Source organism: Collinsella stercoris DSM 13279, assembly GCF_020735465.1.
Classification (GTDB): Bacteria; Actinomycetota; Coriobacteriia; order Coriobacteriales; family Coriobacteriaceae; genus Collinsella; species Collinsella stercoris.
On record NZ_CP085935.1, the window covers coordinates 590,975 to 608,302 of the forward strand.

Genomic DNA, 17,328 nt, shown 5'->3' on the forward strand with positions numbered 1-17,328 from the left:
CATGGCAAAGAAGGCAAAGGCCGGTATCGACCAGATCCATATGCAGAACGCGATCAAGACGCTCGCGGCGAACATCCGCTTCGCCTCCGTTGATGATCCCATTCGCTCCATCGCCGTCACCTCCTCCGTCCCCAACGAGGGCAAGACGACCATCGCCATCCAGCTCGCCCAGGCCATGGCCTCCAGCGGCAAGACCGTGCTGCTCGTCGAGTGCGACATGCGCCGTCGCTCCCTCGCCAACGCGCTCGGCCTGCACGCGCGCACGGGCATCTACTCGGTGCTGTGCGGTCAGACCGAGATCGGCGACGCCGTGGTCTCGACCCTCACGCGCGGCATGTACTTCCTCGACTCCGAGCCGCATATCCCCAACCCCGATGTGCTCCTCAACTCCAAGCGCTTCCGTCGCTTTGTTGAGCAGGCGCTCGGCAACTTCGACTACGTGATCTTCGACACGCCGCCGCTGAGCGCGTTCATCGACGCGGCCGTCCTGTCCACGGTCGTGGACGGCGTGCTGCTTGTGGTGGGTCAAAACGTGGTGCGCCGCGATGAGCTCGCCAAGTCGCACGAGCAGCTCAAGAAGGCCGATGCGAACATCATCGGCGCCGTTATGAACCTGTGCGAGAGCGAGAAGAACGAGTACTACACCGAGTATTACACTCGTGGCAACAGCTCCGACGCCGATGCTCCCGCCGCACCGGCCGCCCCTGCCTCCACGCCTGTTCCGGCAGCCGCCGCGCCGTCTTCTCGCGCTGGCCGCCGTGCCCAGGCCTCTGCGCCCGCACCTGCCCCTGCGTCGAATCTCAAGCCGATTCCCTCGGCATCGGGCGCCAAGATCGCACCCGACACGACCGCCCAGTTCATCGCGAGCATGTCGCGTTCGTCCAACAAGCAGTAACAGGTAACGAATCGTTGTAGCAAGGAGGTGCACATGAGAGACATTCATTGCCACATTCTTCCCGGCGTGGACGACGGCGCGCGCGATCTTTCCGCGAGTCTCGAGATGCTCGAGGCCGCCAAGGCGGCTGGCGTGACCAGTATCGTGTGCACCCCGCATTGCCGCGACCCGTATTTCGACTTCAATCGCATGTGGAACGCCTTCCATGAGCTGCAGGCACACGCCGGCGGGTTTCCGCTCCAGATGGGGTTCGAGGTTGCCCATCCCAAGCTTCTCGAGCTAGGGATTGAGCAGTGGGCACCTCATCTGTGCTTCGATGGCAGCAATGAGTTCCTGCTCGAGCTTGAGCCCAATTGCACCGAACGCGACTTCCAGGATTACGAGCGCACGATTTTTGAGCTCCAGGGCATGGGGCTCACGGTGATTATCGCGCATCCCGAGCGCTATCGCGTCATCCAGAACAACATCGAGATCGCGGAGCGACTGCTGCGCCAGGGCTGCATTTTGCAGGCGAGCGCGGACTTTTTGGGCGGCGGCCGTTTTGGCAAGGAGAAGAAGCCCGCCAAGCGCATGTTCGAGAAGAACCTCTACCGCTACATTGCCAGCGATGCGCATAAGCCCGAACATTACGCGTATCTTGCGAAGGCCGTCGCCAAGTTCCCGCGGAGGGGAGCGCACATGAGGGTGTAGCCACCGCAGGTGGGCCCTTTGCCTTGCCGATACTTGAACGGCGCGTTTGAGTGGCGGCACGGCAGAAGGCCGACTCGTTCGGTTTTCTGACATACATATCTTGCTCCAAAGGGGATCGTGCCACGTGCAGAGCCCGGCGGTTCAGGAGAGCGAATACGACGATTCCGTATGGTTTGCAGCCTATGGCGAAGCTCTATCTATGCGATGTGAGCTCCCGCAGGATGCTTGCCGTGCGGGCGGGAGGTTGCCCTATGAAGAGCAACGTAGCTTGCGCATCTCAAGAGGTGCCCTGGTATGTGGTGAACGTGCCGACGGGCAGGGAGTCAGCTCTGTGCAAGGTGATAGAGCGCATCGCGCCCGAGGGCGTCGTGCGCGAATGCTTTAGCCCTCTGTACTCCACGCAGATCAAGCGGGGAGGGGAGTGGCTGGACGTTGAGAAAACCCTTTTGCCCGGATACGTGATTGTGGCCACCGAACAGATCGGTCGCGTCAAGCGGTTGTTGCGCGAGGTACCCGAATACACCCGCGTGCTCAATATGGGAGAGTCGTTCGTTCCCCTGGCAGATGGCGAGCGCGCCTGGATAGACGCCTTTACCCGTAAAGGCGAGCGGTGCGTGCCCATGTCGATGGGCGTCATGGAGGGCGACCACGTGGTCGTGGTGTCCGGTCCGCTCTTGGGTCGCGAGGCGTGTATCAAGAGCGTCAACCGACATCGCAGCATCGCCTACGTGGAGCTCGAGATATGTGGACGTAGGGTCACGACAAAGGTGGGACTGGGAATTGTCAGTCGAGCAAAAGACTTACCCGCAGCGGGAACAAGCCGCAGCAGGAGTTGATGGTAAACACGTAGCGGGGGGGGCAGCTCCCCGTGCAACCACTAGGTGAACCCACTTCTCAGGAAGAATTGAATAGCGACGCGATGGTCGTGGACGCGGGCGCGCGTTTCAGCGAAGGTGTGAGTGCGGTTCCCGAGGACGGCATGGCCGCAGGCCGCGAGGACGGCGTGGTGGCCGCCCCCGTCCACACGCCCGTGGCCGGCACGCGCAGCGCCGCCGAGGACGGGGAGCGCTCGGTGCGCAGGCTCTCGCTCATGCGCAGCGCCGAGGCCTACGACCGCGAGCGCCTGGGCTACCGCGTCGCGAAGCGCGCCTTCGACATAGCCTTCTCCGCCGCGGTCATCGCCGTCGGGCTCGTGCCCGGCGCGATCCTGTGCGCCGCCATCGCGATCGACAGCCCCGGCTGCCCGCTCTACGGCCAGAGGCGCGTGGGCCGCATGGGCGCGGACGGCCGCCCGCGCGAGTTCACCATGTGGAAGTTCCGGAGCATGGTGAAGGACGCGGACAAGATGAAGGACGCCCTGCTGGCCGAGAACGAGGTGGAGGGGCCCATGTTCAAGATGAGGGACGACCCGCGCGTCACGCGCATCGGCCGCTTCATCCGCAGGCACTCCATCGACGAGTTCCCGCAGTTCGTGAACGTGCTTCTGGGCGATATGTCCGTGGTGGGCCCGCGCCCTCCGCTGCCGCGCGAGGTGGAGCAGTACGACGAGTGGGCCATGCAGCGCCTGGCGGTGAAGCCCGGCCTCACCGGCCCCTGGCAGGTGGGCGGCCGCTCCGACGTGGACTTCGACGACATGGTGCGGCTCGACCTCGGCTACATCGCGCGCCGGTCGGTCGCCATGGACCTCAAGATCATTCTCCAGACGATCGCGGTCGTCTTCACCGGGAAGGGGACGGCGTAGGATGGCGGCCCCTACCGTCAGCGTGATCATCCCCACCCTGAATGCCGAGAGGGAGATAGGGGCTCTTCTCAATAGGCTGCTCTCCCAGACGCTCCCCCCAACGGAGATATTCGTCATCGATTCCGACTCGGAGGACCGTACCGTCGAGGAAGTTGAGGAGGTTGCCTCTTCTGGTGGTGACTCCTGCGTTCGCCTTCTCGAGATTGAACGCGGCGATTTCAACCATGGCGGCACGCGCCGCATGGCAGCGGACCGCACCTCTGGCGAGTTTATCCTGCTTCTCACTCAGGACGCCGTTCCGCTTGATGAGACGTTCATCGAGTGCCTGGTGTCGCCCTTCTCTGACGAGCGCGTCGCGATCTCCACTGGTAGACAGATTCCCAAGGCGGACGCCGTCCGATACGAGCAGTTGGTTCGCGAGTTCAACTATCCACGGGAATCGTACGTGAGGTCTTCTAAGGATCTCGAGAGATGCGGGATTAAAACCTATTTCACGAGTGACGTGTGCTGTGCATACAGAAGGTCCGCATATGAGGACCTCGGAGGATTCCCGGAGCGCTGCAACACGAGCGAGGACATGTATCTTGCGATCAGGGCAATCGGCAAGGGCTGGTCCATCGCTTACGCCGCCGATGCGGCGGTCCTCCATTCGCACAACCTCACCCCCTCGCAGCAGTACAGAAGGAATCTGGAGGTCGGCTACTTTCTTGAGACACAGAAGGAGCTGCTCGATGGGATTTCTGAGACGGGGGAGGGAGCGCGCCTCGTCATGTCGGTTACCTCCCGACTCCTTTTGGAGGGTCGCGTCGGGCAACTCATCTCATTTTTCATCGATTGCTCGGCGCGCCTGCTCGGCAACCGACGCGGAAGATCAATTGCAAAGAAAGAAATGGAGAGAGCTTAGTCTATGAAGGGCATCATCCTCGCGGGCGGCAGCGGTACGCGCCTCTACCCGCTCACCACCGTCACGTCCAAGCAGCTGCTGCCGGTCTACGACAAGCCGATGATCTACTACCCGCTGTCCGTCCTCATGATGGCCGGCATCCGCGATATCTTGATCATCTCCACCCCGGCCGACCTGCCGAACTTCGAGCGCCTGCTGCGCGATGGCTCGGACTACGGCGTGAACCTTTCCTACGCCGTGCAGCCCAGCCCCGACGGCCTGGCGCAGGCGTTCGTGATCGGCGAGGAGTTCGCCGCCGGCGAGCCCTGCGCGCTCGTCCTCGGCGACAACATCTTCTACGGCAACGGCTTGGGGCGCCACCTCCGCCGCGCGGTCGAGAACGCGGAGACCCGCGGCCTGGCCACCGTGTTCGGCTACCACGTCGACGACCCCGAGCGCTTCGGCGTCGTGGAGTTCGACGCGGACTTCAACGCCGTGTCCATCGAGGAGAAGCCCGAGCACCCCAAGAGCTCCTACGCCGTCACCGGCCTGTACTTCTACCCGGGCGACGTCGCCGAGCGCGCCGCGCTCGTGGAGCCCTCCGCGCGCGGCGAGCTCGAGATCACCGACCTCAACCGGATGTACCTGGCCGACGGGCTGCTCTCCGTGGTGACGCTGGGCCGCGGGTACGCCTGGCTCGACACCGGCACCATGGAGTCCCTCCACGAGGCCGGCGAGTTCGTCCGCGCCGTGGAGCGCTCCCAGGACATGCCCGTGTCCGTGCTGGAGGAGATCGCCTACGAGAACGGCTGGATCGACCGCGAGACGCTCTCGGCCTGCGCCGAGCGCTACGGGAAGTCCGAGTACGGCCGGCACCTCAAGCGCGTCGCCGCCGGCGAGTTCGTCAACCAGGCAACCGAGTACTAGAGGAGAGACCATGACCACCGAGACCTTCGAGCCGAAGTCCATCGTCGTCACCGGCGGCTGCGGCTTCATCGGCAGCAACTTCGTCCACCACGTGGTGCGCGAGCGCCCCGGCGTCCACGTGACCGTGCTGGACAAGCTCACCTACGCAGGCAACCCGGAGAACATCGCGTGCCTGCCCGCCGACCGCGTGGAGCTGGTGGTCGGCGACATCTGCGACGCCGAGCTCGTGGACCGGCTCGTGTCGGAGGCCGACGCCGTGGTCCACTACGCCGCGGAGTCCCACAACGACAACTCCATCGCCGACCCCTCGCCCTTCCTCAAGACCAACGTGCGCGGCACCTACACCCTGATCGAGGCGTGCCGCAAACACGATGTCCGCTACCACCACGTCTCCACCGACGAGGTCTACGGCGACTTGGCGCTCGACGACCCCGCCCGCTTCACCGAGGAGACCCCGTACAGGCCCAGCTCGCCGTACAGCTCCACCAAGGCCGCATCCGACATGCTCGTGCGCGCCTGGGTGAGGACGTTCGGCCTGCGCGCGACCATCTCCAACTGCTCCAACAACTACGGGCCCTACCAGCACGTGGAGAAGTTCATCCCGCGCCAGATAACCAACCTGATAGACGGCGTGAGGCCGAAGCTCTACGGCGACGGCAAGAACGTCCGCGACTGGATCCACACTGAGGACCACAGCTCGGCCGTGTGGGCGATCCTCACCCGCGGCCGCATAGGGGAGACCTACTTGATCGGCGCCGACGGCGAGCGCGACAACATCACGGTGCTCCGCGAGATCCTCAAGGCCTTCGGCCGCGACGCCGACGACTTCGACTGGGTGCGAGACCGCCCCGGCCACGACCGCCGCTACGCCATCGACTCGACGAAGCTCCGCCGCGAGCTCGGCTGGGAGCCCCAACGCATCGATTTCGCCGCGGGCCTCGCGGAGACCATAGCCTGGTACCGCGCCAACGAGTCCTGGTGGCGCCCCGCCAAGGAAGCGACCGAGGCGCGCTACCGCGCCCAGGGCCAGTAGGAAGGGGAGAGGCATGGCCGGCATGGAATTCGAGAAGGACCTCTCCGTCGCCGAGACCGGCATCGGGGGCCTGAAGGTCGTCGACCTCGCCGTCCACGGCGACTCGCGCGGCTGGTTCAAGGAGAACTGGCAGCGCGCCAAGATGACCGCCCTGGGCATCCCGGACCTCAGGGTCGTCCAGAACAACATCTCCTACAACGACAGCCGCGGCGTCACCCGCGGCATCCACGCGGAGCCCTGGGACAAGTTCATCTCCGTGGCCCGCGGCTCGGTCTTCGGCGCCTGGGTGGACCTGCGCGAGGGAAGCGAGACCTTCGGCAAGGTGTTCACGACCGTTCTGGATCCCAGCAAGGCCATCTACGTCCCGCGCGGCGTGGGCAACTCCTTCCAGGCCCTGGAGGACGGCACCGCCTACACCTACCTGGTGGACGCCCACTGGTCGCTCGAGCTCAAGAGGACCTACACCTTCGTGAACCTCGCCGACCCGGAGCTCGCCATCGAGTGGCCCATCCCGCTCGACGAGGCCACCGTCTCCGATGCCGACCTCAACCACCCGATGCTCAAGGACGTCGTCCCCATGGCGCCCAAGAGGACGCTCGTCACCGGCTGCAACGGCCAGCTGGGCCATGCGGTCCGCGCGCTGGCGGAGGAGCGCGGCGTGGCGAAGGACTTCGACTTCTGCGACATCGACACCTTCGACATGTCCGACCCGGACGCCTACTCAAAATACGACTGGTCCCTCTACGGCGCGGTCATCAACTGCGGCGCCTACACCGCCGTGGACCGCGCCGAGACGCCCGAGGGCCGCGCGGCGTGCTGGGCCGCCAACGCGACCGGGCCGGCGCTCCTCGCCCGCACCTGCGCCGAGCACGGCATCACCCTGGTCCACGTCTCCTCCGACTACGTCTTCGACGGCATCGCCGAGGTGCATACCGAGGACGAACCTTTGAGCCCGCTGTCCGTCTACGGACAGTCCAAGGCCGCCGGGGACCTCGCCGTGGCCGGGTGCCCGCGCCACTACATCATGCGCAGCTCCTGGGTGATCGGCGAGGGCTGCAACTTCGTGAAGACTATGAAGAGCCTGTCCGACCGCGTCGCCGACTCGGAGGACAAGCTGGACAAGATCACCGTCGTGGACGACCAGCTGGGCCGTCTGACCTTCACGCGCGATATGGCCCAGGCCATCTTCCACTTGCTGGGCACGCACGCCTCCTACGGCACCTATAACTGCTCCGGCTCCGGCGCCGTGAAGTCCTGGGCGGACATCGCCCGCGCCGTCTTCGAGGCCGCCAACGGCAACGGGGACAGGGTTGTGCCGGCGAGTACCGCCGACTACTACGCCAGCGCCGCCGGCCCCATCGCCCCGCGCCCGGTCCACTCCGCTCTCGACCTTTCCAGGCTCGAGACGGTCGGCTTCCGCATGCCCGACTGGGAGGAAGAACTTGCTGGTTATATTGGGGCGCTGATGGTTTAGTGGGTATCAGAAATCATAATAATCCAATCGTTATCGTTAGCGACTTCGGTTATATCGAAGGCGGTGCTGTCGCCGTGGCAGTGAAGACGGCTCTTCTCCTTGCCTCCGAGGGACGCAAGGTTGTCTTCTTCTGCGGGGAGGGGCCTGTTTGCGAAGATTTGGCATTATCCGATGTCGAAACGGTCTGCCTGGATATGCCGTCCATCAACAGCAACCCCTCGCGGCTCGATGCGATCCGCAACGGGATTTGGAATTCGCACGCTTACGAGTCCTTTCTCGGGCTTCTTAAGCGCGGTGACTTGAAGGATGCCATCGTCCATGTACACACGTGGACCAAGGTTCTGAGCAGCGCAGTGTTCGCTGCGGCGACCGAGAACGGTAACCCGATCCTACTGACCGTGCATGATTACTTCTCTGTTTGCCCCAACGGCGGATTCTACGATTACAACGAGAAAAGGATTTGCGAGCGGAAGCCCATGTCGGGTTCTTGCATCTGCCTCAACTGCGACAAACGCTCCTATGCTCAGAAGCTCTGGCGCGTGGCGCGTCAAGCCCGACAGGACCGCTGGGTTCGCAACAACCCCAAGCTCCACTACGCGTTCGTGTCTGAATATTCTCGCGACATTCTTGTTCCATTCCTGAACAGCGAGTATCCCTATGAGGTCCTGCGCAACCCAATCGACCACTTGAAACGCGGCGATGATAGGCATGAGCACGACGCTTTCCTTTTCATCGGACGGGTAAGCCCGGAGAAGGGCGCAGATCTTTTCTGTGAGGCAGTTACGGCTATAGGAGCAAAGGGTATTGTTATCGGCGACGGCGAGATGCTGGCCGAGCTTCAAGCGCGATACCCCCAAATTGAGTTTACGGGATGGGTCAAGCCCGAACAAATGCGATTGCACGGGATAAATCGCGCAATCGCGATGGTGCAGCCGTCGCGATTGCACGAAACGGCCTTGCTCACGCCTCTTCAGATGCTTGAGCAAGGCGTGCCATGCATTGTGCCTGATCGTTGCGCTGCTCGCGATTATGTTGAAGAGGGTGTTAACGGCCTGTTGTTCAAGACGGGCGACGTTGAAGATCTTGAGCGGGCAATGCAGGAGATGCTTGATAGGCAGCTTTCGCCAGTTCCAATCAGAATTGATGATGAGGAGTATTTGCGAAATTTGATAAATCTGTACAAGAGGGTGAATTAATCGTGCTTCCTGGTATTACTCTCGTCGTTGCCACGGCTCTTCTCTGCTTTATGAAAAGGCAGTCGCGTGTAGTCACCGCTATAGCGTTCGCTTCCTTGTGGATTTTGATGGGCCTTAATACTGCCAATGCTGACTATACTCTATATAAATACTTATACGACTTTAAATTGCTTGATGCGTCAGGGATTAATGCAGGGTATCTTGCCGCTGAACAGATTGCTTGGTTCCTTGGTCTTGATTTCATGCAATTCAGGGCGTTGTTTTCGGCTGTCGGTCTTGGATTGATTGTCCTATTTATCAGGCGCTACTCTACGTGTCCAAATATTGTTTTAGCGCTTTATGCACTTCTGCCTTTTATGTATGACGTAGTCCAATTTAAGTTTTTTTTGGCGGCGTCTATCGCTATTTATTCTTTACGATTTCTTATCGATAGGCCGAAATTCTTTGGATTGAAATACGGTATCGGTCTTTATATTGCGGCGCTTATTCATCCGGCATCTTTTCTTTTCATTGTCTTTGTTATTGGTCTTCTCAGTGAGCGGAATGCCTTTCGGGTTTCATTAATAGCTGCTGCTTTCGTTCTGATTGCTGTCTACAGTGGACTGGCTCAGCATATATCTACGTTCCTTCTCGACTCTGTTAAACAGGCTGCATATATGACTGAGCTTGGCAGATTTGGATGGATTCCTTATTTTGTTTCCGGTGTTGGCGGCGTTGCGCTCTCTTATTTTTCATCGTCTCGACGGCATTGTACGGAGTTATCTAGGTTCGATAGAGCGCCATTACGTTTTCGACGTTACTTTGAGAGCGCTAAGTATGCGTTTCTGCCGCTTTTGGCGATGCTTCCTCTTTCTGTTCAGAACTTTTATCGCCCGATTCGAAGTGGCAACCTGCTCATCTTGATATTTCTTTCTTCTTTTGTTTTCGATGGGTCGGACTTTTCGATTGGCTTTTCTCGTACTGAGATAAAGGCCATTGGCATTTTGTTTTTAGCGTGGCTCGTTTTTACGCAGATCATTCTTTACAAGGGTGTCATTGACCCCGTGCTTGTCACCGAGTTGACCAATAATTTCCTTTGGAGTTAGACGATATATATGGACTTTGATTTGTCATCTAGAGGAACTACTGCGCATGCAAAAAGTGTCGCTGTCGTCCTTTCAACGTATAACGGGTCGCGTTACGTCCGCAAACAATTGGATTCTTTGCTTTCTCAAAGAAAGTTGCCTGATTCGATTGTTATAAGCGATGATTGCTCGACCGATGAAACGCCGAAAATCGTCCGTGATTATATTGCTGAACATCACGACTCGCCTGTTTCTTTTGAATTTTCAGTTAATGACAAGAACATAGGTTGGAAAGCAAATTTCATGAGGCTGATTTCGCATTGTGAGGCGACTTATATCTTCCCCTGTGACCAGGATGATATCTGGAATCCGAGCAAGATCGAAAGCATGGTTGAGATCATGGAAGCTCACCCCGACCTCGATGTACTTGCGTGCTCAGTCGAGCCTATTTATGAGGTGGGCTCCCAGATGACGGATGCAGGGTCTTTTGAGGCCGAGCCTGGTCAAGAGCTATTTGAGCGTGAGGACTTCTCTCCTAATTTCATGTACATTCGCCATCCGGGATGCTCTTACTGCGTGCGTACGAGCTTTGTCAAACGAATTCTTCCATATTGGGAAGAGGGCTATCCGCATGACGCTGTACTGTGGAGGTTCGCGGTTCTAGAAGGCGGTGCTGGAGTTATTAATGAGCGCCTCATCAAATTTAGGCGCCATGAAGGAAATGCGTCGGATCGAAGGAAGCAGACGCGGCAGGACCGTATTGCCGATGTCGATTACTATATCGATTTCATTGAGCATGCGGAGCGTTTTGCAGCCGACGATTTTCGGTGCGGAGCGGAGGCAGAGAAGCTCTTGGTAGATTGTCGTAACTGGCTTGATGCCCGTAAAAATCTGCTCTGTACTGGATCTCTCATGGCGGCAATTGAATGCCTGAAACGCAGACGATTCTACAAATCTAACCGGGGTCTTGTCCTCGACCTCTCCTTTGCATGGCTTAAAGGTCTCAAGGTTTAACTCGTTCTCTTCTTATTTGAAAGGGTTGTTGCTCCATTATGTCCGCAACCAAAGTTACCTTTGTTCTCCCCGGCATTGCTAGGACCGCAACGGGTGGGGCGAAGATGGTATTCATCTACGCTAACCATCTAGTGGAAAAGGGCTTCGATGTGGCAGTATGCTTCGATTGCCAAAACATGCTCAAGCAGTTTCCCCTGCCCTCTTTCGTTCGCAGGATGGGGGCGAGGGCGCTTGTGAGACGACGTCCGAACTGGTTCGTTCTCGACTCTAGGGTTGAAAAACTGTGCGTTTTCGGTATCGATGATACGACAATGCCCGACTCCGACCACGTGGTAGCGACCTGGGTGGGTTCAGCACGGCCTGTTGCGGCGCTTTCTTCTGACAAAGGTATAAAGCACTATTTTATTCAGGGCTATGAGACTTGGGGCACCCCGTCTGAGGAGGTCGAGGAGACGTATCGCCTCGGTATGTCGAATATCGTCGTGAGTGACTGGCTGGCGGACTTAGTCGAGCGCACCACTGGCATCGAGCCTGTTAAGGTGAAGAATCCCATCGATGAGGGCGTCTTTTATCCGAGTGGGGAGGAGCGGCACGATCACGAGGTAGCCCTGCTCTATCATCCAGGTGAGCACAAGGGGTTTCTGGATGCCTTCTCTGCACTTGAGATTGCCCGCAGGCAGGTACCTGACCTCGTTGCTAACGTGTTCGGGGGACCCAAGAGACCTGAGGTGCTTCCCGAATGGTGTTTATATACCCGCAACGCAAGCCAGGAGCAATTGAGGCACATTTACTCGAGGAGCTCGGTCTTTCTGTGTGCGACTATCAACGAGGGCTTCGCGCTCACGTGTCCTGAGGCGATGTTCTGCGGTTGCGCGCTCGTTTCGACGGACTTTCAGGGTGTTCACGAGTATGCAGACAAGGACTGTGCGCTGCTCTCGCCCGTGCATGATCCTGAGGCGCTCGCGGCTAATTTGGTGAGACTGCTAGTCGATTCCGCAGAGGCGAGACGGATTGCCGACTTGGGTGGCGCGCGGGCGCGGAAGGAGTGCTCGATGAGACGGGCATTTGCTTCAATAGAACAGGAGTTTACGATTCGTTAAATACTATATTGACACATTGAATCGTTACTATCCACGTCCGAAAGGTGTTGCCGTCAATAATGAGGTTAAAAGAAGTAGCTCAGAATACCGCCATTGCCTTCGTTTCCCAGGGTTTTAGTTTTCTCTTAAGTGTTTTGACATCACTTCTCGTGCCGAAGGTCTTGGGAGTCGAGGAGTTCGGCTACTGGCAGCTGTTCCTCTTTTACTCCAGTTACACAGGTTTTTTCGCTTTCGGCATCGCTGACGGTATATATCTTATCGAAGGTGGCAAGACGCGTGGCGTAATCGATAAGCGCAGGGTCAATTCTGCTCTTTTGTTCGGTATCGCCTATGAAATTCCGCTGGCAGCCGCCGTTGCCGTGGGGTGCTCATTGGTCGGCTTCGAGGAACAGCGGGAATTCGTTATTCTGGCAACAGCTGCATATATGGTCATTTCTTATCTATGGAATGCCCTGGGCTATGTATTCCAGGCGATGAACGAAACCAAGCTCTATTCTTTTGCGGTCATGGCAAATAGGATTGCATTTCTTCTTCCGTTAGTATTCTTGCTGTTTGTCAAGTGCGATAGCTTTAAACCGTTCGTTCTCTTCTATATCGCGTCCCACTGCTGTTCTTTGATTTATTGCGCGTGGAATGGCCGAGATATTTTGGCGTCGGGCTTGTACATGCCGATCGAAACTGTACGAATTGGCATCGGCTATATCCGTGTTGGTGTCAAGCTGATGTTTGCAAATATCGCCAGTATGCTTATCCTCGGTTTCGCGCGCCTACTCATTGATGCGGCGTGGGGGATCGAAACATTCGGAAAGCTATCATTCTCGCTTTCAATGGTCAATTTTTTCCTGGCGTTTGTTTCTCAGGCGAGCATGGTTTTATTTCCGGCGCTTCGACAGAGCCATGGTGACGAGCAGCGTAGGGTATTTTCTATGATGCGAGAATGCCTTACGATACTATTACCCGGGATATACGTCTTTTGTTTTCCTCTGACTTGGCTTATCGGAATGTGGCTTCCTCAATATGCTGATAGTCTCAGATTTTTCGTTTTCCTTCTCCCCATGTGCGTCTTTGACGGGAAAATGGATCTACTTGGAACTACTTTCTTTAAAGTGCTGCGTAAGGAATCGACATTACTTCGAATCAATATCGCGACTGCTGTTGTTAGCGCAATCGGCACCCTTCTTGGGGTTTTTTGTTTCGAGAGCGTTGACGTCGTCATTTTCTCAGTTGTATTCGCGCTTGCCATGCGGAGTCTGATTTCCGAAGCCCTGATTTCGAGGAATATTGATGCTCCCAGGTCATTTTTACCTTTAGGTGAAATTATTGTGACGGCTGGCTTCCTGCTGACAGGGTTTTTCCTTCCGGGTTTTTATGCAACCTGTGTTTACCTTGCTATTTATATCGTTTATTTGTTTGTTTTCAAAAATGAGACAAAGGGGGTTCTCCGCACTATCAAAAAAATGCGCGGCGGCTTGATGTGACGTTGGATGGGCTCTTAGATTTTAAGTTGGGGAGGTCTTACTTATGTCCGATTTTAATCGTGAATCCAGGGAGTACTTAACAGCCAGTGAGCTTCATAATGAAGAAGTGCGTCTTTTGCTCTCGTTTCATAATTTCTGTAAACAACACAACATTCGTTATTCTTTGAACGGTGGCACCTTGCTCGGGGCTATCCGTCATAAGGGGTTCATTCCGTGGGATGACGATATTGACGTATGTCTTCCAAGGCCTGATTATGATCGGTTGCTTGCGATGCGCGACGATCTTCCCGATGGGATGAGGATCATCGATGCTGCTACAAGCGGATTTGTATTTCCTTTTGCAAAACTATTTGATACTTCCATTCGTGTGCAAGAACCTGGCTACGAAGGGGTAATGGAAGAGTACCTATGGATTGATCTTTTCCCTATGGATGGCGTTCCTGATGATATCCATGATTTGAATAGGATGAAGAGTCAAGTTAATTGGGCGACCAGAGCTTGTTCATATTCATATGAGCAACGTGGCTTTTTTGATTCGCCGAAAGATAGCATCAAATGCGTTCTCGGTTTCTTTCTCCGCATGTTCGGTGATTCAAGAAAACGGTTGATTCGCGTCATGAACGATGTTGTCCTTTGGCCAGGTTATGCTAACTCCGAAAGGGTTGCCGAAGTTCTATATGCGCCGTCTGCTGTTAGTATCGTTTCAAAAGCAGAATTCGAAAATTTGATCGACGTAGAGTTTGAAGGGCATAAGTTAAAAGCCATGAGTTGTTGGGACAATTACCTTACTCAAACTTACGGCGATTATATGAAACTACCGCCTGAATCGATGAGGGTTACTCATGGTGTGAAAGCCTGGCGCACCTTCTAAAGTTCCCTGTTTTTGGCTACTCGGGGGTGAGGTTTCATTTAACGCCTGGGATGTCTATTGAATATAGAGACATCCCAGGCGTTTTTTATGTTCGTACTTATGCTTGTTTTTTCCCGAACAGCTCTTTCCAGTCGCAGGCGGCAAGAACGGTACCCGCGAGAATGAGAACACAACAGCCGATCTCGAGAGGTCCGGGGACATTGCCGAGGGCAATTCCCAGGATGACCGCCCAGGCAGAGTAGGAAATGTTGAGCGCCATTCCTCTGGCCGCGCCGATCTTGGAGATGGCCTTGTAGTAGAAGAGGTACGATGCCACGCCGGCGAGTGCCGAAAGGGCTACGGTACCTGTCGCCATGGTGGGCGCCGCCTGTGCGGCAAATCCCCATGCTCCGAATACCGGGAGAACGATCAGGGCGTAAACAAGACCGGAAGTCGTCTCCCTAATCTGCAGCGCGGTTTCGTCGTCGACGTTATCGCCCTTCATGCCCCATGCGCAGAACACCGCTTCGGAACCCCAGCCGACGACGCACAGAAGCGCGCAGACTATGCCAAGTACGGGGTTGGTCATTGCGTCAGAACCGAGTGCGCCCGCGCTCATGCCGACAATACCGAGCAGCGCGGCCGCTAGCGCAATCATGCGCGGGACGGTTACCTTCTCCTTGAGGACGATTGCGGCGAGCAGCGTTCCGAATGCCGGATAGAAGGCCGAGATGACTGCCGTGTAGGAAGGGCCGATGAGGTTGATTGCCATTACGTAACCGCTCATGCCGATGGGGCCGCCCAGCAAGGCGCCTGCAGCGACAACCAAGCCGTCGCGGGTTTTAATAGCGGTCAAGGCTTTTCCAAGCTGGCCCTTGATGGCGGAATAGATCGTCATCCAGAGAGCGCAGAGGATGTCGTGGAAAGCGGAGCTCACGATCGCGGCGAAGGCGATGGCGGCCGCGGTTCCATCGGAAAACGGGGACATCGCGAGTGCTATCGAGAGTACGGTAGTGTCCAGTGCCCAAAGGGCACCGCTCAGTATGCCGTAATGCATTGCTTCTTCTCTTTTCTATAGTTTGCTAAAGTGGCTGGTTTATTCACCGGACGTCTTGTATAGCTCAAGGGCCTTCTTGAGGTAGGTCTTGCCGTAACGGTAGTAGATGTGGGACCACTCGCCGACGTCCTCGCCCTCGGCCTCCTTGAGCAGCGCCCAGGCGTACCAGCACCATCCGGCCATGCCGACCTGGCCCAGGTTGTGTCGCCATTCGGCGTCGGTGGGCGTTCGTCCGAAGTAGTGGGCGAGCGCGCGGGCCATTTCCTCCTCGGAGAGCTGCTCGCAGACGCAGAACGTGCCGAAGTCGTTGGCGTAGTCGCTCATGCCGGCGTACTCCCAGTCGATGAGGTCGACGTGTCCGTCGCGGGACACGAGGAAGTTGAGGCCGAAGAAGTCGTTGTGGCAGAGCACGGGCGCGCCGCCGTCTGCGACGAGCAGGCCGTTGAGCTCGGTCGCCCAGGCCTCCATCTCCCAGTAGTCGGGGACGTCGATCCGCCCCCTGTCGAGGATGGCCCGCTCATAGCCCTTCCCCTCTTCGTAGAAGCTGAAGGAGCGGCCGACGGCGGCGCCGGATTCATGGAGTTCGCGGGCCATCTGCATGGCGCGCGCAAGCTGTGTGTCGTCATGGGAATCGAGGTTCTTGGCATCGGTGACGAACTTGGAGACCTTCCATCCGCGGCGGGGGTTCTCGAAGACGAAGGTGCTATCGAGGCCGAGAAGCCTGGCGGTTTGCAGCGCCTCGTGCTCAGCCTCGCGGTTGACGATCAGCTCGGTGCCGACGCCGGGGTGCCGGTATACCCATTCGCCGTCATCGGTCGCGAAGTGGCACGAGAGGTTGGTGAGGCCCTGCTTGAGCGGGTAGACGTCACGGATCTCGGACTTATCGCATCCAAGTACTGCGACGATGTTGTCGAAGATCTCGCTGTCGAGGTTCTCGAGGAACAGCGGGTCGAACCCGCGCAGCTCGTCGAGGGAGTCGAACTCGTTGATGACGCCGGGGGCGAATTTGCGGATCCTCATGTCGAGCTCGGGGAGATGCTCGGCGTACAGGTCCTCCCAGAGCTTGTCGCGCGTCTGGGGCAGGTCGTACTCGGACTCGAGGATCTCGCGGAAGCGCGCCGAGAACGCCCGGTCGAAGTACGCGGGCCCGAGCATGTACCAGGCGTCCGAGCCGCCCACGCGCACCCCGGTGATGCGCCCGTGGGCGCCCGTCTCCAGGCACCACTCGCCGGTCGGGCCCTCGGAGTACTCCGCGGAGTAGCACGCCTTCCAGACGTGGCTGTCGAAGGGGTTCTCCGTGAAGTAGTTGTCCGAGGAGCAGATGTAGGTGTTGCCGAGCAGCTCGCGGACGAGCATGAGCGACGAGTTGTTGTTGCGCTCGGCGTATTCGCGGTTCACCACGACGTCGACGCCGAATTGATCCTCGAGGTAATAGAAGGATTCCTTCTTGTAGCCTACGACGACGATGATGTTCGTGATCCCGACTTCCTTCAGCTGCTTGATCTGGCGTTCGATGAGAACCTCCCCGCGGACCTTGAGGAGGCCCTTGGGGCGCTCGTAGGAGATGGGCGCGAAGCGCGAGGAGAGGCCTGCGGCGAGGATGACGGCGTTGTCGACGGCGTGGGGCCTCAGCGCCGCGAGCCCGGCGGGGGTGGGCCGTCCGTCCTCGACGAGCCCGAGCTCCGCGCACTCGCGCATCGCCCCGTTGACCGTCGCCAGGCCGAGGCCGGTCCGCGCCGAGACCTCGCGCTGCGTGAGACCGGATTCGAGATGAAGCGCATTCAGAATGCGGAATTGGTTATGGGTGAGTTCCATGCTAGCCCCTTGTGTTCGGATATTTAATAAATCAGATAATAACAGAACACAATGTTCATGTTCTGAAATCTTCTTTCTTGAACATAATTCGAACAAATTGAATGGAGGAGT

At 57.8% G+C, this 17,328-nt stretch carries 16 protein-coding genes; 14 read left to right on the forward strand and 2 right to left on the reverse strand.

Features of this window, described 5'->3' with window-relative positions:
• Nucleotide 1 precedes the first annotated feature (1 nt).
• The 14 genes from LK434_RS02560 to LK434_RS02625 all read left to right on the forward strand — a co-directional run bounded on the left by LK434_RS02560 (nt 2) and on the right by LK434_RS02625 (nt 14,366).
• On the forward strand, nt 2-895 hold the full coding sequence (locus LK434_RS02560; protein WP_006721405.1) for a CpsD/CapB family tyrosine-protein kinase: 894 nt from the start codon (nt 2-4) through the stop codon (nt 893-895).
• Between the two features lie 33 nt (nt 896-928).
• Entirely contained in the window at nt 929-1,585 is a 657-nt protein-coding gene (locus tag LK434_RS02565) for a tyrosine-protein phosphatase (protein WP_006721404.1), read from the forward strand.
• A gap of 251 nt (nt 1,586-1,836) precedes the next feature.
• Nucleotides 1,837-2,421, forward strand: a complete 585-nt coding sequence (gene loaP, locus LK434_RS02570; RefSeq protein WP_187371220.1) for an antiterminator LoaP — start codon at nt 1,837-1,839, stop codon at nt 2,419-2,421.
• Nucleotides 2,422-2,489: 68 nt separating this feature from the next.
• Nucleotides 2,490-3,326 (forward strand): sugar transferase, encoded by an 837-nt coding sequence (locus tag LK434_RS02575; protein ID WP_227917814.1) that lies wholly within the window; start codon nt 2,490-2,492, stop codon nt 3,324-3,326.
• Nucleotide 3,327: 1 nt separating this feature from the next.
• Nucleotides 3,328-4,230 (forward strand): glycosyltransferase, encoded by a 903-nt coding sequence (locus tag LK434_RS02580; protein ID WP_006721402.1) that lies wholly within the window; start codon nt 3,328-3,330, stop codon nt 4,228-4,230.
• A gap of 3 nt (nt 4,231-4,233) precedes the next feature.
• The gene (gene rfbA, locus LK434_RS02585) at nt 4,234-5,136 is read left to right on the forward strand and encodes a glucose-1-phosphate thymidylyltransferase RfbA (RefSeq protein ID WP_006721401.1); all 903 of its coding nucleotides are present in this window, start codon (nt 4,234-4,236) and stop codon (nt 5,134-5,136) included.
• A 10-nt stretch (nt 5,137-5,146) separates the two neighbouring features.
• The gene (gene rfbB / locus LK434_RS02590; RefSeq protein WP_006721400.1) at nt 5,147-6,169 is read left to right on the forward strand and encodes a dTDP-glucose 4,6-dehydratase; all 1,023 of its coding nucleotides are present in this window, start codon (nt 5,147-5,149) and stop codon (nt 6,167-6,169) included.
• Nucleotides 6,170-6,182: 13 nt separating this feature from the next.
• Entirely contained in the window at nt 6,183-7,643 is a 1,461-nt protein-coding gene (locus LK434_RS02595; RefSeq protein ID WP_227917815.1) for a sugar nucleotide-binding protein, read from the forward strand.
• 74 nt (nt 7,644-7,717) lie between these two features.
• Entirely contained in the window at nt 7,718-8,839 is a 1,122-nt protein-coding gene (locus LK434_RS02600; RefSeq protein WP_148334604.1) for a glycosyltransferase family 4 protein, read from the forward strand.
• A 2-nt stretch (nt 8,840-8,841) separates the two neighbouring features.
• The gene (locus tag LK434_RS02605) at nt 8,842-9,924 is read left to right on the forward strand and encodes an EpsG family protein (RefSeq protein ID WP_040361307.1); all 1,083 of its coding nucleotides are present in this window, start codon (nt 8,842-8,844) and stop codon (nt 9,922-9,924) included.
• 9 nt (nt 9,925-9,933) lie between these two features.
• On the forward strand, nt 9,934-10,917 hold the full coding sequence (locus LK434_RS02610; protein ID WP_083784227.1) for a glycosyltransferase: 984 nt from the start codon (nt 9,934-9,936) through the stop codon (nt 10,915-10,917).
• A 104-nt stretch (nt 10,918-11,021) separates the two neighbouring features.
• On the forward strand, nt 11,022-12,017 hold the full coding sequence (locus LK434_RS02615) for a glycosyltransferase family 4 protein (RefSeq protein WP_187371218.1): 996 nt from the start codon (nt 11,022-11,024) through the stop codon (nt 12,015-12,017).
• A gap of 59 nt (nt 12,018-12,076) precedes the next feature.
• The gene (locus LK434_RS02620) at nt 12,077-13,495 is read left to right on the forward strand and encodes a lipopolysaccharide biosynthesis protein (RefSeq protein WP_006721392.1); all 1,419 of its coding nucleotides are present in this window, start codon (nt 12,077-12,079) and stop codon (nt 13,493-13,495) included.
• Between the two features lie 43 nt (nt 13,496-13,538).
• A complete protein-coding gene (locus LK434_RS02625; RefSeq protein WP_006721391.1) occupies nt 13,539-14,366 on the forward strand; it encodes a LicD family protein in 828 nt (275 codons plus the stop codon).
• 97 nt (nt 14,367-14,463) lie between these two features.
• Here the strand turns inward: LK434_RS02625 and LK434_RS02630 are convergent, their stop codons facing one another.
• Together LK434_RS02630 and LK434_RS02635 are read right to left on the reverse strand one after the other, a co-directional pair.
• Entirely contained in the window at nt 14,464-15,402 is a 939-nt protein-coding gene (locus tag LK434_RS02630) for a DMT family transporter (RefSeq protein WP_006721390.1), read from the reverse strand.
• 39 nt (nt 15,403-15,441) lie between these two features.
• On the reverse strand, nt 15,442-17,217 hold the full coding sequence (locus tag LK434_RS02635; RefSeq protein ID WP_006721389.1) for a phosphotransferase: 1,776 nt from the start codon (nt 17,215-17,217) through the stop codon (nt 15,442-15,444).
• Between the last annotated feature and the right edge of the window lie 111 nt (nt 17,218-17,328).